Source organism: Mycobacterium kyorinense (genome assembly GCF_002101735.1).
Lineage (GTDB): Bacteria > Actinomycetota > Actinomycetes > Mycobacteriales > Mycobacteriaceae > Mycobacterium > Mycobacterium kyorinense.
In genome coordinates, this window is the sequence record NZ_LQPE01000143.1 from 236195 (window position 1) to 249288 (window position 13094).

Below are 13094 nucleotides of genomic sequence, written 5' to 3' on the forward strand. Positions count from 1 at the left end.
CGGTTGTGTCACCGAAGTGAGACAGTGCGCACCGGTGCGGCGACGCTCATGATCACCGGGCCGTGCGGATGCAACGTGATGTCTGCGCGCGGCCGCACGACCGTCCCGGGAAGCAGATCCAGGCGGGCCGACTGAGCCAGCACGGCGAGCGCCATCGTCGCTTCCAGCTGGGCAAGTCCGGTGCCCACGCAGATGCGGCGACCCCCGCCGAACGGCATGAACGCATACCGCGGACGCTTGGTTGCATCCTCGGAGAGGAACCGGCGTGGATCGAATCCCTCGGGGTTGGGCCAGAATTCGCTGTGGTGGTGCAGGAGATAGGGCGAAATCGCCACGGTGTCACCGGGAGACACTTCGACACCGGCAATGTTGTCGGCCGTGACGGCGTCGCGCTCGATGGTCCATGCCGGCGGATACAGGCGCATCGTCTCGGACACCATCGCCTGCGTCCATTCCAGTGATTCCATGTCGCCGGCCTGCGGATCGCCGCCGCCCACCACTTCGTCAACCTCGGCGGCCAACCGGTCGCGCGCTGCCGGGTAACGCGACAGCAAAGTCAATGCCCAGGTCAGTGTGTTGGAGGTGGTTTCGTGGCCGGCAAGCACCAGCGTCATCACCTCGTCCTGAATCTCGTTGCGGCTCAACGGCTCCTCGCCGGCCTGGGCGGTGAGCAGCAGATCGAGCAGGTCGCTGGGCTCGCTGTGCGGGGTGGCGATGCGTGCGTCGATGATTCGGGTGACCAGTGAATCCAGCGTGGTCGCGGCCCGACCGGCGCCGGGGATCAGATGCTCGGCCAGCCACCGCGCCCGCTGGGGCGAGCCAACGCCGGACAGCGCTATGCCGGCCATTATTGCGGCGCTCTGCAGCCGGGAAACCGCACGGCCCACGGGCTCGGCGTCGGCGGCCAGGTCGACACCGAACAGCACCCGCCCGATCACCTGCATGGTCAGTGTCCGCATTTCGTCGGCCACGTCGATGGTGGTGCCCGGCGCCCAGCGGCTGGCCCGGTCCCGGGCGGCCGCGACGACGGCAGGAGCAAACGACTGCACGTGGCGGTGGCTGAATACCGGCTGGACCAGGCGACGGTGCCGCTGCCAGGTCTGGCCCTCACTGGTCAGCAGGCCGTCGCCGAGAATCGTTTTCAGCGGGCGGTAGGTGAATGCCTTGACGTAGCGATCCTGGTGTGCATCCAGCAGGTGTTCGGCGTGCTCGGGGCGGCTGAGCAGAAAGTAAGTGTGCTTGGCGGTGAGCGGGACCCGTACCGCGTCGCCGTAGTCGCGGCGCAGCGCAATGTAGGCCGCCAGCGGATCGCGCAGCATCTGCGCCCAGTACCGCAATGATTGGCGACGCGACGGCCCGGACACCATGCTTGATATGATACAGATGTCTTAAGACATTTGTGTAAGGAGTTTGATGGGGAACCGCGAGGCACTGCTGGAAGCGGCGATCGTGTGTCTACGCGAACACGGGTTCGGGGGCACCCGCGCACGCGATCTGGCCGGCGCCGCGGGGGTCAGCCTCGGCGCGATCCGCTATCACTTCGGTTCTACCGAGGCGCTCTTGAATGCGGCGATTGCCGAGAGTTCCCGACGGTGGATCAAGAGTTTTCAGACCTCGATGGCGGGCGTGGACGCAGAGACCGGCATCGCCGATGCAGTCGACGGGCTGTATGACGTCTTCGACGCGCACCGGGAATTGCTGGCCGGCTTCGTCGAGGCCTTCGCGCACGCCCAGCGCTCACCGGCCGCGCGACGCGAATTAGCAGGCTATTACGAGGAATTCCGCCGCGATATCGCCGCTGCGTTGGGTGGCGGCTCCGACGCCGAGTCGCTGGCGTCGATCCTGCTCGCTCTTGTCGACGGGCTGATGGTGCAGTGGATGCTGGACCCGTCGAGGCGCCCTGACAACGACGTGCTGCGACGGGCGGTGGGGTCTCTTGTTGACTCTGCGGTCACCACGCAAAAGTTCGAGTAACCAGCACGGTGCACGCAGAATGAACTCAGACCACCGTGAGCGGTAGCGATCGCCTCGGCTGGAACTGGAATGTCGAGCCGCCGCTGACCTTGGCTACCGACACCTCGGGCAATTCCTTTGCCGCCGAATCGGTCTCGGCGAACTCGGCGGTCCAGTCGGTGCTCGTCCCGCTGACGCGCACTTCGACGTGCGGGTCGACGGCGGTGGCGATGGCCTGCAGCGGCTGCACCGACTCGGGCGAGCACAGCGAGATCCAGGCTTCGTCGTCGTGGGCCGGCGATCGCCGCACGACCAACCGATCCGTCACCTCGGCGTCGACGTAGCCCGCAGGATTCAGCAGCGGATGTAGCTCCAACACCCGCAATACGCCGTCGACGCCGCCGGGCAGCGACAGCGCCCGGTGAATGCGCTCCGCGCCGAGCCCTGCCACGCCGATCAACTGGCGAGTGCCCACGGAGGCGGCCACGTCGTCGCTGGCCCTCGCCCGCACCGCGATCGCGAACGACAGATACAGCAGGTGCATCTGCAGGCAGATCTCGTCGGCCATGCGCGCCAGCGCCGCATGCGAGAAGGCGCCGAAGTCCAGGTCGGAGACCAGCGGGCCGGAGTAGTCGGCCAGCCCCTCGTCGGACCGGTCGATGTCATCGAGTTCCCATGTCGCGGCGCGGGTTTCGCGAACCTTATCCAGCGCCGGGATACCCACGGCCGGCGGATAGGACTCGTCGATGATCACCGTCCACGCGCAATGCGGATGGCGATCCGAGGGCACCCGCGGTGGCCGGTGCACAGGACGCATCTGCGCGCGCGGGTTGGTTGCCACCGCGGTCGCGTCGAACGTCGGGTCCTCGATGGTGTGGCACATGCCGAAGACGTAGTCGTCGCCCATCGGCTCCACGTCGAGCAAGGCGCCGCAGTGGTCGAGGTGGAACTCGCCGTGCCAGCGGTCGTGGATGGTGTAGCGGAAATCCATGAACTGCGGCGGCGCGCCGATGTCGAGTTGCAGGCCCTTGAAGATGGTGGGCACGTCGTCGCCCTCGTAGTTCAGTGCCCGCTGCATGCGCTTGGTGTAGATCGGGCTGGCCCCGGCCCACTCCTCGATCGCGATCTGCAGCATCTCCTCGCGGCCGAATTCCTGGATGCACCAGGCCATGCCGGAGCGGTCGATCATGTGCCCGATCAGCAGCAGCTCGGGGACCAGAACGGCAAGCTGCTCGCGGGACAGCCGCGCATAGCGGGATTGGCTCACCAGCCCAAAAATAGTAGTGACTATGTTATAAAGTCAACAATGTCCATTAGTGCAGGTGCCGTGCCCACACGGCAGACCAGTGCGCCGCGCAAACGCGGCGACGACACCCGCGCGAAGATCATCGACGAAACGGTGCGCTGCATCGCCGAGGAGGGCTTCGGCGCCGCCACCGCCAAGCACGTCGCCGAGCGCGCTGGCGTGACGTGGGGCGTCATCCAGTACCACTTCGGCGACCGCAACGGTCTTTTGATGGCCGTCGTCGACGACGGCGTGGCCAAACTGATCGAATCGCTGTCGTCGGCCGACGTCGGCGAGCTGCCGCTGCGAGAGCGCATCGAGGTCGTCGTCGACACCGCGTGGGCCTGTTACAGCAGCCCCACCTCGTTGGCCGCGTTCGAGATCCTGCGGGCCACCCGCGGGAGTTCACGACGGCATCTATTGGAGATGAACGACGCCATCGCCCAGCTCGGCAAGCTGGTTACCGACGATCCGGCCAACGACGGTGCGGCCGAAGTGATTTGGGCCGCGCTGCGCGGCGTGGTGCTGGCCCAGATGATCATGGGCGTCCCCGTCGACTGGCAGCGGGAACGCCGCGCCCTGATCGACATGGTGACGCACTACCTGCAGCGCTGTGCTCCAATGTCGTGATGATCCCGCACGACGACATCGCAGCCATCGAACAGGTCAAGTACCGCTACCTGCGGGCGCTGGACACCAAACACTGGGACGACTTCGCCGATACACTCACCGAGGACGTCCAAGGCGACTACGGCTCGTCGGTCGGCGAGGAGCTGCATTTCACCAATCGCAAAGATCTGGTCGACTACATGCGGTCGGCCTTGGGGCCGGGCGTCATCACCGAGCACCGGGTGACCCATCCCGAGATCGCGGTCAGCGGCGACGAGGCATCCGGCACCTGGTATCTGCAGGACCGCGTCATCGTCGCCGAATTCGACTTCATGCTGATCGGCGCCGCGTTCTACCGCGACCGCTACCGGCGCACCGCCGACGGCTGGCGAATCAGCGCGACGGGATACGACCGCACCTACGAGGCGACAATGTCGTTGGCGGGCCTCGACTTCAAAGTGAAACCGGGTCGCGCGTTAGCTTGATTGCTTGGTGATCGCGATCAGCGCGCCGGGCCGCAGCCACCGGATGATCTGCACCAGCGTGTCGTCGTCGATCGCCACGCAGCCCGCGGTCGGCCCGCCGTCGGTGGTGTGGAAGAAGAACGCGGCGCCGTCGCCGGGCACGCGGGCCTTGTTCACGCCCATCACCACCGCGTGCTTGTACTGCGGGATTTCGAGATTCTCACTGGCGTTCGTGTCGAACGGGCACTGCGCCTTCTGACAGACCTGCATGGTGTTGAACGTCGGGCTGTGATCGTCGCCGCTCCACCAATGGTTTGGGCCGACCTGCGTGTACGGCAGTCCGCCACCGGGATTCGGCGCGGTGCCGAACGCCGAGTCCAGCGAATAGACGCCCATCGGCGTGGCCGGGTAGCCGCTTTTGGCCTTGGGCGCCAACCCGGCCGAGCCGATGTGCGTCGGTATCCCGACGCCGATCGGCTGCCAGCCCGCGGCGGTGCGCTGGTAGACGTCCATCTTGGCGGTCGAACCGCCCACTCCCACAACCGAAACCACCTGACTGGCATTACCGACCGACGGCGCGAACCACGGCGCACCCACCGCAGCGCCCGGCGGTGCGCCGGCCACCATCAGACAGCTCGCGCACAGCGCAGCGCAAAGCGAGCCCAGAAGTCGGCGCATCGTTTCATCGTCTATGCCGCACGAACTCAGCGTCAAGTAAAGGTTTAGCTTCGATCGGGTCACTGCCCGGCCGCGACACAGCCGCCGCGTCCCGCCGATCCCAGGTTTCGTCTATATGATCGGCAACCGATGTCCTTGTCCAGCAATGACAAACGCTGACGGCGTCGTCTTCACAGCAAATTGATCGCGAGGTTTATGAGAGCACGAGATGACGCAGTCTGACGCAGGCAACACGACCCGGCTCGCCGTGGTGAGCGGGCCGAACGAACTGCCGCTGACGGTCTGGATGGGCTCGGCGATGTACACCTTTCCCGCCGAACGCGACGCCATCGTCGGCCGCGATCGCGACTGCGACATCTGTCTGCACGACGGCGACCCGGCCGACCTGGCGCTGATTTCGCGCGTTCACGCGATTCTGCGGTTCGACGACGGACGGTGGGTCGTCGTCGACAAAAGCCAGAACGGCGTTTATGTCGACGGCGTACGCGCCCCGCTGATCCGTATCCGCGACGGTCAGCGCATCACGCTCGGCAGCCCGCACGGACCGCAACTGACCTTCCGGGTCGCGACGCCCACAGCACCGCCCGAACCGCGTAACCCGCGCACGCTACGCAGCATCCCCACGCCGACGCGGCCTCCACTGCGGCGCACAGCGCCCCAAACCCGGCCCAGCGAACCGGCTTTCAGGGAGCGCACGATGCGGCTGCGGCGGCGGCCGGAATCCGCGCCGGCGGGCTCGGCCACCATCGGCCGCGCCAAGACCAACAACATCGTCGTCAACGACGCGTTGGTATCCCGGGTGCACGCGGTGCTGGTGTCCACCCCGGGCGGCCTCGAGATCCGCGACAACCACAGCAGCAACGGCACATTCGTCAACGGCACCCCGATTATCTGCACCCTGCTGCGCGACGGCGACGTCGTCACCGTCGGCAACACCGACCTGGTGGCGTCGGGTCATACCCTGGTGCCGCGAGCCGCACAGGCGCGCAGCAGCGGACTCACCACCAGAGGCCTGGCACTGACCATCGACGGTCACCAGCTGTTGACCGACGTGTCGTTCACCGCGAGGCCCGGGACGCTCACCGCGGTGATCGGGCCCTCGGGCGCAGGCAAATCCACTCTCGTCAAGCTGATCGGCGGCACCACGCAACCCACCGCCGGCGTGGTCACTTTCGACGGGCACGACGTGCACGCCGAGTACGCGTCGATGCGCTCCCGGATCGGGATGGTTCCTCAAGACGACGTGGTGCACCGCCAGCTCACCGTCGAACAGGCGCTCGGATATGCGGCCGAACTGCGGCTGCCGCCGGACACCTCGGCCGACGATCGTCGGCAGGTGGTCAAGCGGGTCCTCGACGAGCTGGACCTCACGCCACACCGAAAGACCCGCGTCGACAAGCTTTCCGGCGGCCAGCGCAAGCGCGCGTCGGTGGCGATGGAACTGCTGACCGGCCCGTCGCTGCTCATCCTCGACGAACCGACCTCGGGACTGGACCCGGCGCTGGACCGGCAGGTGATGACAATGCTGCGCCGGCTGGCCGACGCTGGACGAGTGGTCATCGTGGTCACCCACTCGCTGACGTACGTCAACATGTGCGACCAGATCCTGCTGCTGGCTCCCGGCGGCAAGACCGCGTTCGCCGACCCGCCTGCCGAGATCGGGCCGGCGATGGGCAGCACCGATTGGGCCGACATCTTCGCCCGGGTCAGCACCGACCCCGACGGCGTGCACCAGGCCTTCCTGGCGCGCCATCCACCCGCCCCGCGCCGACCGCCGACGGCCGGCGCAGCGCCGCTGGGCAGTCCGCCGCGCACCGACCGGCGCCGTCAGGTTCTCACGCTGGCCCGCCGCCAGACCCGGCTCATCGCCGCCGACCGCGGCTACTTCGCGTTCCTCGCGTTGCTGCCGTTCGTGCTGGGCACGCTGTCGCTGGCGGTGCCCGGCAATACCGGGTTCGGTCAGGCCGGACCCGACTCCGACGAACCCAACTCGATCCTGATCCTGCTCAACATCGCCGCGGTTTTCATGGGGACCGCGCTGACGATTCGCGACCTGGTCGGGGAACGGTTGATCTTTCAACGCGAACGCGCAGTAGGGCTGTCGGCGACGGCATACCTGGCCGCCAAGGTCGTGGTGTTCAGCGCCGCGGCGGTGGTGCAAACCGCCATCCTGACGTCGATCATGGCTGTCGGCAAAGGCATGCCGACCCGCGGCGCGGTGCTCCTCGGCAACGGCCCGCTGCACGCGGTCAGCGAACTGTACGTGACGCTGGCGCTGATGGCGATCGTCTCGGCGATGGTGGGCCTGGCGCTGTCGTCGCTGGCCCGCTCCACCGAGCAGGTGCTGCCGATGCTGGTCGTGGCGATCATGGTGTCGATGGTGATGGCCGGCGGGCTGATTCCGGTGACCGGCCGGATGGGTCTGGACCAGGCCTCGTGGCTGCTGCCGGCCCGGTGGGGTTTCGCCGCCTCGGCGTCGACGGTCGACCTGCGCGCGATCGAGCCGCTGGTGCCGGCCGACCGGTTGTGGACGCATTCGCCGCACTACTGGGTGCTCGACGTCGGAATGCTGGCGCTGCTGGGAATCGTCGCCACCCTGTTCGTGCGGTTCCGGCTGCGGCTGCGTGTGCACAACGCCAAAAGCTGTCCGACGGCCGGATGCACGGCGTGCACGTCTGGAGCGGACCGGCCAAGGCGGAACCGCCCGAGCGGCCGGTCCCGGGCCCGCTCAAGTGGGACCTCACCCTGGGTGTGGCCACCGACACCGTGGAGTCGCTGGCCAACAACGGCAAGAATCCCGAAGTTGAGGACACTGACGGTCGCGCGTTCGCAGAAAACTGGCCGGCGCGCGAGCTCAAGCCCAACGAAAGCAAGGTGCTGGCGTTGGCCGTCAGGCCCGAGCCGGGTCGGACCCTGTGCGCCACGTGGGACGCCAGCGACTGGCAAGGCAATCCGATCCGGGTCAGCTTCGTCGCGCGTAACGCCTTGGAACCGGGTCCCGACGGCCGCGACCACCTGGTCGCGCGCGGCATGAATTGGCGCGCCGAGCCGAGCGCACCGGCGGAGTCGGCCGACCACCTGGCGCAGCGCATTCTGGACGGCTTGGCTCAACCGGGAGTCCACCGGGCTTTGATCGATCTCAACACCTTGACGCTGCTGAAATGGCTCGACGAGCCGTGCCCGTTCTACGACTGGCGGCGCAGCGCCAGAAACGCACCGCGGGTGCACCCCGACGACGAGCCGCGGCTGGCTGCGATGTCGGCCGAACTCGCCGGTGGCGCCGCCACCGCGGTGCTGCGCATGCCGGGCTACGGCGACACCTGGGTTCCGGTGCACGTGACCGTCAACCGGGTGGAGATCGAAGAGCACACGTTCGCCGGGCTGCTGTCGGTGCGGCTGCCCACCGACGCCGAGCTCGCCGAAGCGGGGCTGGCGGCACCCTAGCCCACGGGACCCGCCCGGGCGGCGGCCCGCGCGCTGCCCCAGCCGACCAGCGGGACCGCGACCCTGACGCTGACCACGGCGTCCAGCCCACGCACGGCGCAGTCGACGTCGTCGACACGCATCGTGCGCGCCACCGCCGCTGCCTGGGCGCACGCGGCGTTGGCCCCCGCAGGTAGGCGCGCTGCCGCGGCCAACGCGGCCAGATCAGCCGCGGCCTGAGCGCGGTGGCGAGCCACCACCGCCGAACCCAGATACGCGCCGCCGACCGTGACGGCCAACAGCGCCGCGACCATCGCGGCGGCGACGACGGTGGCCGACCCGCGCTCATCGCGGCTCGACCGCCGAGACCCCGGTGCCGGCGATCGCCAGCGCCGGCAGCAGCCGCGAGCGGGCAGTGACCGTCGCGACCATGAACTCACCGTCCCGATGCACCTGCACCACCGCCCCGTCGGGGGCAACGCCGCGCGCCGCCGCGATCGCCGCCCGCTCGTCACCCCGCGCGGCGAGTCGGGCGGCCTCCCGGGCGGCATCCACACACCGCACCTGCATCGACACCGCGGTGATGCCCGCCAGGCACTGCACCAGCACCGCCACCAGCGCGGCGATGCCCAGCGCCGCCTCGACGGTGCTGGCGCCGGCGTCATCGACTAGACCTTGGTGTTGAGCGCGCGGCCGATTATGTTGGTCAACGCACCGACGATCGAGTCGCCGGTGACGACCGTGTACAGGATCGCGCCGAACGCCGCCGCCGCGAGAGTTCCGATGGCGTACTCGACCGTCGACATGCCCGACTCGTCGACCGCCAGCAGCGCGACACGCACCTTCAGCATCTGAAACATGTTGACTAACTTCATCTTTCCCTTTCTTCATCACCACAGTCCCGACTGCAGCACCTCACCGGCCAGCCCGGCCACCACCGGGACGATGCCCAGGCAGACGAACGCCGGCAGGAAGCACAGCCCGAGCGGGCCGGCGATCAGCACCCCGGCCCGCTCGGCGGCCGCCGACGCGGCGTGGGTGGCGTCCTGCCGGCATTGCCGGGCCAACTCGGCGACACCGTCGGCCAGCGCGGCGCCCGAGGATGCGGAGCGCCGCGCCAGCCTCAGCAGGGCGTCGGTCTGCGGGTCGACAGCGCCTCGCGGCAGGCCCGGCGGCGCCGCCCAGGCCACCGCCGGGTCCGCGCCCAGCGCCAACAGGTCGGCGGCCCGACGCAACACCCCGGCCAGCAGCGGGGGCGCGGAGGGGGCGGTGGCGGCCGCGGCGGTCGACACCGCCATGCCTCCGGCCAGACACGCCGCCAGCACGTCGAGGCTCGACGCCAGCGCCAGTGGATCCGGGCCACGCGAGGGTCCCCTGCGCGGCCGTGCCGCGTTGACCGCCGCCCCGGCACGCTTTCGCACGACCGACGGCCCGGCGCCGACGAGCAGCGCCGCGGCCAACAGCACCGCCGCGGTACTCATGACGCCACCCGATCGGTGATGCGGTCCGACCACAACAGGCCGGCGCACGCCAGCGTCACCCCGACGACCAGCAGCAAGCCGCCCGCGTGCCCACCCAACAGAAAAGCCACCGGCCGCGCCCCGATCGCCTGGCCCAGCAGCACCGACAGGACCGGCAGGCTCGCCAGAATCGCGGCGGTGGCGCGGGCGCCGGCCATCGACGCGGTCACGCTGGCCGAAAAGCGTTGCCGCTCGGCGATATCGCGCTGGGCAGCCCGCATCAGTGCGGACATCGCCAGCCCATGCTCACCAGCAAGCTGCCAGCACACCGCCAGCCGCTCCCACTGCGGGGACAGCACCGAAGTCCTGGCCGCGCCGCGCAGGCCGGCGGGCACGTCGGCGCCCAGCCGGGCGCGCGCCGCCACCGCCCGGCAGCACTCGCCGACCGGTCCACCGGTTTCGGCCGCCGCCACCTCGAACGCCTGCACCGGATGAGCGCCGACCCGCAGTTCGCCGACCAGCACATCGATCGCGGTGTCCAGCGCCCGGCTCTCCTCCACGCCGCGACGGCGGCGACGGCGGCGCCGGTAGCGCAGGCACATCGTTGCGGCCAGCAGCGCAACGGCGAGAACGGTCGTCGCAGGCAACGTCATCGCGACGACAGCCGCAGCACACACCACCGCGCACACGACGGCGGCCCGCGGTACGCGCCAGCCGGCCACCCCGGGCCTCGCAAGCCGTCGCCGCGGCGATGACGGCAACACCACCAGCGCCGCCGCCAATGCCAAGGCGGCCACCGAAAGGCCCGTCACGTCGCTCCCCGGGCCTGCAGCAGCAGGCGCAGCTCGACGATTTCCTCGGTGGGCCCACGATCGACGTGCCACACCGTGACCGGTCGGACCTGCCCCTGACTGGCATGAAGCACGGCGATTTCGCTGACCCGCCGGCGCCCGGCGCGGTCCCGGGCGACGTGTACCAGCACCTGGATTGGTTATCTGTAAGGAGAGCGGCAGTTTGCTGAATATGGGCTGGTCAAGATGAGTTATACATGTGGTGATCGAACTGCTTGATGGCCCGCCAGGTGCACATGTGTAGGTCGCGGCTGGGCGCGGAGGGTTCTGGATTCCGTGGCGGCGCCGATCATGTCGGCGACGGCTGGGCATGCTAGCGGCGCTTCCGAGTGTCGTGATCACTGCGCGACCGCGAGTGGAGATGCAGATCTCGTAGATGCCGCAGTCGGTACCGGAATCGCCTAATCGACCATTTCTAACTGCTTCGCCAAAGCGGACATTCTGGCGTTTCTGCTTGCAGTGCCCCCAAGATGTCGCCTGCCAACGAGATGTCCTCCGATCGCGTCCGCGCGCGGTTCCCCGAAAACTAGTACTACTGGTAGCGCACCGCTACTAGTAGTAGCGTGATTGGTGTAGATAGCTGGCACTCAAGGGGGAGCACGGGCCATGTCGGCAGAAGATCCGCCGGTCGACGCCATCGCCGGGGCGCCATTGACTGGTGCCGGTGAGATGTTTGGCGATACCCGCATCACTGGTGGGCTGGATGGCTCAACTTCTATGTGGCGCCGTCATGAACCCGACAGCCTTCGCTGACTTGCGGTCTGCCGCCACGCCGATGCGGGGGCGTCGCGCCCTGATCCTGGATGCAGTTGTGGCGATTGGGTCGCGGGGCGGCTATGACGCGGTTCAGATGAGGGAGGTCGCCGAGCGGGCTGACATCGCCATCGGAACGCTCTACCGCTACTTCCCATCCAAGGTGCATCTGTTGGTATCGGCGCTGGGACGTGAGTTCGAACGCTTCGACACCAGCTACGACTGGGCGGCGAGCGGCGCTACGGCGCAGCAGCGGCTGCGCCGGTTGATCGACCGCGTCAACGAGGAATGGCAGCGCAATCCCGGGTTGACGGAAGCGATGACGCGAGCGTTCGTGTTCGCTGACGCCAGTGCGGCCGCGGAGGTTGATCATGCCGCCAACGTCTTCGAAGGCATGCTGGCACGCGCCATGAGCGGCGGTGAGCCCACCGAGGAGCAGCATGCTATCGCGACAGTTATCTGCGATGTTTGGCTGTCAAATCTGACCGCCTGGCTGAGCCGGCGGGTGTCGACGGCCGAGGTCGGTCGGCGACTGGACCACGCGATGCGCCTGCTGATCGGTGACGATGAGCACTCGAAAATCTGAATCGAAAGGCCGGGATAATGAAACTTGCAGTAGCGTAGCGCTACCAGGAGTAGTCTTTGGAGTGAGGACCTGACGTCGCGTCGAAGGGACGATGATGTTGAGCCAGTGGATCGAGGGGTGCGCCGTGCAGCGCGTCGCGGTCAAGGATGGCCTCGCCCTTGACCTCGACGAGTACAACGAGCTGGTCATTTGGGGGCCGCTGCGCTTGACTGTGCCTCCGGTGGGTGACTGCCCGCTCGAGGAGGTCGTCATCGATCCGAACGATGTGCCGGTGGCGATGCGTCCGCTGTTGGATTTTTCGGGATCGACGTGCACTCGGGCGCTCTACGACGAGGATGGTCACCTGCATCTGGAGTTTTCCAGTGGTCACCGGATCGACGTCGCGGGTGACGAGCATCGGACGGCGTGGGAGTTGTATGGCAAGTACCACGGTTATATGGCCTGCCTGCCCCGGGGCAGGGTGCGCGTCGTGCGCCACGATATACCCGACGAGTACGACAGCACCGCGGCGGTGGCGAGATAGCGCCACGCTGCAGAGCAGGACTGTTAGGTAGGAGCGTGTCCGCCGATGGCCGCAGTTGACCCCGCCGAACCGTCGGCACGCGGGTCAGATGACGCGGTCGACGATGACGACGTCGACGTCGACCCGCGCAAACTTCGTTCACGCGCCCGGCTGCTGGATGCCGCCACGTCGCTGTTGACCAGCGGCGGGGTGGAGGCGGTCACTGTGGACGCGGTGACGCGGTTGTCGAAAGTGGCGCGTACCACGCTGTATCGGCACTTCGAGAGCACCACGCATCTGCTGGCGGAGGCGTTTGAGCGGCTGCTTCCCCAGGTGACCTCGCCGCCGGCCACGGGGGATCTACGTGACCAGCTGATCGAGCTGGTGCATCGGCAGGCTGCCCTGATCGATGAGGCGCCGCTGCATCTGACCGCGTTGGCCTGGTTGGCGCTGGGGCCCGATCCCAACAGCGACGCGCGCCAGCCCCTGGCCGGTCTGAGCGCTCGCGTCATCGAGCAGTACCGGCAACC

The 13094-nt window shown here is 68.2% G+C and carries 15 protein-coding genes and 2 pseudogenes; 8 read left to right on the forward strand and 9 right to left on the reverse strand.

Going from position 1 to position 13094, the window contains the following annotated elements:
* Nucleotides 1-8: 8 nt before the first annotated feature.
* Nucleotides 9-1367 carry a cytochrome P450 gene (locus AWC14_RS19645; protein ID WP_081968320.1) on the reverse strand — a complete coding sequence of 453 codons (1359 nt, stop codon included), beginning with the start codon at nucleotides 1365-1367 and terminating at the stop codon, nucleotides 9-11.
* 46 nt (nucleotides 1368-1413) lie between these two features.
* On the opposite strand from AWC14_RS19645, the gene AWC14_RS19650 reads away from it, so the two are divergent.
* A complete protein-coding gene (locus AWC14_RS19650; protein WP_045384199.1) occupies nucleotides 1414-1974 on the forward strand; it encodes a TetR/AcrR family transcriptional regulator in 561 nt (186 codons plus the stop codon).
* A gap of 25 nt (nucleotides 1975-1999) precedes the next feature.
* On the opposite strand, the gene AWC14_RS19655 is transcribed toward AWC14_RS19650, so the two are convergent.
* Nucleotides 2000-3220: a hypothetical protein gene (locus AWC14_RS19655; protein WP_045384198.1), complete on the reverse strand. Its 1221-nt coding sequence runs from the start codon at nucleotides 3218-3220 to the stop codon at nucleotides 2000-2002.
* Between the two features lie 39 nt (nucleotides 3221-3259).
* Between AWC14_RS19655 and AWC14_RS19660 the strand changes: the two genes are divergently transcribed.
* Together AWC14_RS19660 and AWC14_RS19665 are read left to right on the forward strand one after the other, a co-directional pair.
* On the forward strand, nucleotides 3260-3868 hold the full coding sequence (locus AWC14_RS19660) for a TetR/AcrR family transcriptional regulator (protein ID WP_045384195.1): 609 nt from the start codon (nucleotides 3260-3262) through the stop codon (nucleotides 3866-3868).
* Nucleotides 3850-4332: a nuclear transport factor 2 family protein gene (locus AWC14_RS19665; RefSeq protein ID WP_142281766.1), complete on the forward strand. Its 483-nt coding sequence runs from the start codon at nucleotides 3850-3852 to the stop codon at nucleotides 4330-4332. Before AWC14_RS19660 ends, AWC14_RS19665 begins: the two co-directional genes overlap by 19 nt.
* On the opposite strand, the gene AWC14_RS19670 is transcribed toward AWC14_RS19665, so the two are convergent.
* Nucleotides 4324-4989: a L,D-transpeptidase family protein gene (locus tag AWC14_RS19670; protein ID WP_045384189.1), complete on the reverse strand. Its 666-nt coding sequence runs from the start codon at nucleotides 4987-4989 to the stop codon at nucleotides 4324-4326. The two genes, AWC14_RS19665 and AWC14_RS19670, sit on opposite strands and share 9 nt — an antisense overlap.
* 286 nt (nucleotides 4990-5275) lie before the next feature.
* Here AWC14_RS19670 and AWC14_RS19675 point away from each other — a divergent pair.
* Both AWC14_RS19675 and AWC14_RS28350 read left to right on the forward strand, forming a co-directional pair.
* Nucleotides 5276-7621: pseudogene (locus tag AWC14_RS19675) on the forward strand (ATP-binding cassette domain-containing protein); the annotation flags it as partial.
* 11 nt (nucleotides 7622-7632) lie between these two features.
* Nucleotides 7633-8433, forward strand: a pseudogene (locus tag AWC14_RS28350) (PAS domain-containing protein); the annotation flags it as partial.
* Here AWC14_RS28350 and AWC14_RS29760 read toward each other — a convergent pair.
* The 6 genes from AWC14_RS29760 to AWC14_RS28795 are packed head-to-tail and all read right to left on the reverse strand — an operon-like array spanning nucleotide 8430 to nucleotide 10854.
* Nucleotides 8430-8726 (reverse strand): Rv3654c family TadE-like protein, encoded by a 297-nt coding sequence (locus tag AWC14_RS29760; RefSeq protein ID WP_045384241.1) that lies wholly within the window; start codon nucleotides 8724-8726, stop codon nucleotides 8430-8432. The pseudogene AWC14_RS28350 and the gene AWC14_RS29760 overlap by 4 nt on opposite strands.
* A 31-nt stretch (nucleotides 8727-8757) precedes the next feature.
* Entirely contained in the window at nucleotides 8758-9045 is a 288-nt protein-coding gene (locus AWC14_RS29765) for a TadE family type IV pilus minor pilin (RefSeq protein ID WP_235216031.1), read from the reverse strand.
* 35 nt (nucleotides 9046-9080) lie between these two features.
* Nucleotides 9081-9287: a DUF4244 domain-containing protein gene (locus AWC14_RS19690; protein ID WP_045384245.1), complete on the reverse strand. Its 207-nt coding sequence runs from the start codon at nucleotides 9285-9287 to the stop codon at nucleotides 9081-9083.
* Between the two features lie 15 nt (nucleotides 9288-9302).
* Nucleotides 9303-9893 (reverse strand): type II secretion system F family protein, encoded by a 591-nt coding sequence (locus tag AWC14_RS19695; protein WP_193393800.1) that lies wholly within the window; start codon nucleotides 9891-9893, stop codon nucleotides 9303-9305.
* On the reverse strand, nucleotides 9890-10684 hold the full coding sequence (locus AWC14_RS19700) for a type II secretion system F family protein (protein ID WP_045384247.1): 795 nt from the start codon (nucleotides 10682-10684) through the stop codon (nucleotides 9890-9892). Before AWC14_RS19700 ends, AWC14_RS19695 begins: the two co-directional genes overlap by 4 nt.
* A complete protein-coding gene (locus AWC14_RS28795) occupies nucleotides 10681-10854 on the reverse strand; it encodes a hypothetical protein (RefSeq protein ID WP_158089920.1) in 174 nt (57 codons plus the stop codon). The genes AWC14_RS19700 and AWC14_RS28795 overlap by 4 nt, the downstream gene beginning before the upstream one ends.
* Before the next feature lie 599 nt (nucleotides 10855-11453).
* Between AWC14_RS28795 and AWC14_RS19705 the strand changes: the two genes are divergently transcribed.
* From AWC14_RS19705 to AWC14_RS19715, 3 genes are all read left to right on the forward strand, one after another.
* Nucleotides 11454-12062: a TetR family transcriptional regulator gene (locus AWC14_RS19705; RefSeq protein ID WP_040546644.1), complete on the forward strand. Its 609-nt coding sequence runs from the start codon at nucleotides 11454-11456 to the stop codon at nucleotides 12060-12062.
* Nucleotides 12063-12156: 94 nt separating this feature from the next.
* On the forward strand, nucleotides 12157-12585 hold the full coding sequence (locus tag AWC14_RS19710) for a DUF6188 family protein (RefSeq protein WP_040546811.1): 429 nt from the start codon (nucleotides 12157-12159) through the stop codon (nucleotides 12583-12585).
* A gap of 45 nt (nucleotides 12586-12630) precedes the next feature.
* The coding region (locus AWC14_RS19715) for a TetR/AcrR family transcriptional regulator (protein WP_085241404.1) at nucleotides 12631-13094 on the forward strand (464 nt) is incomplete at its 3' end.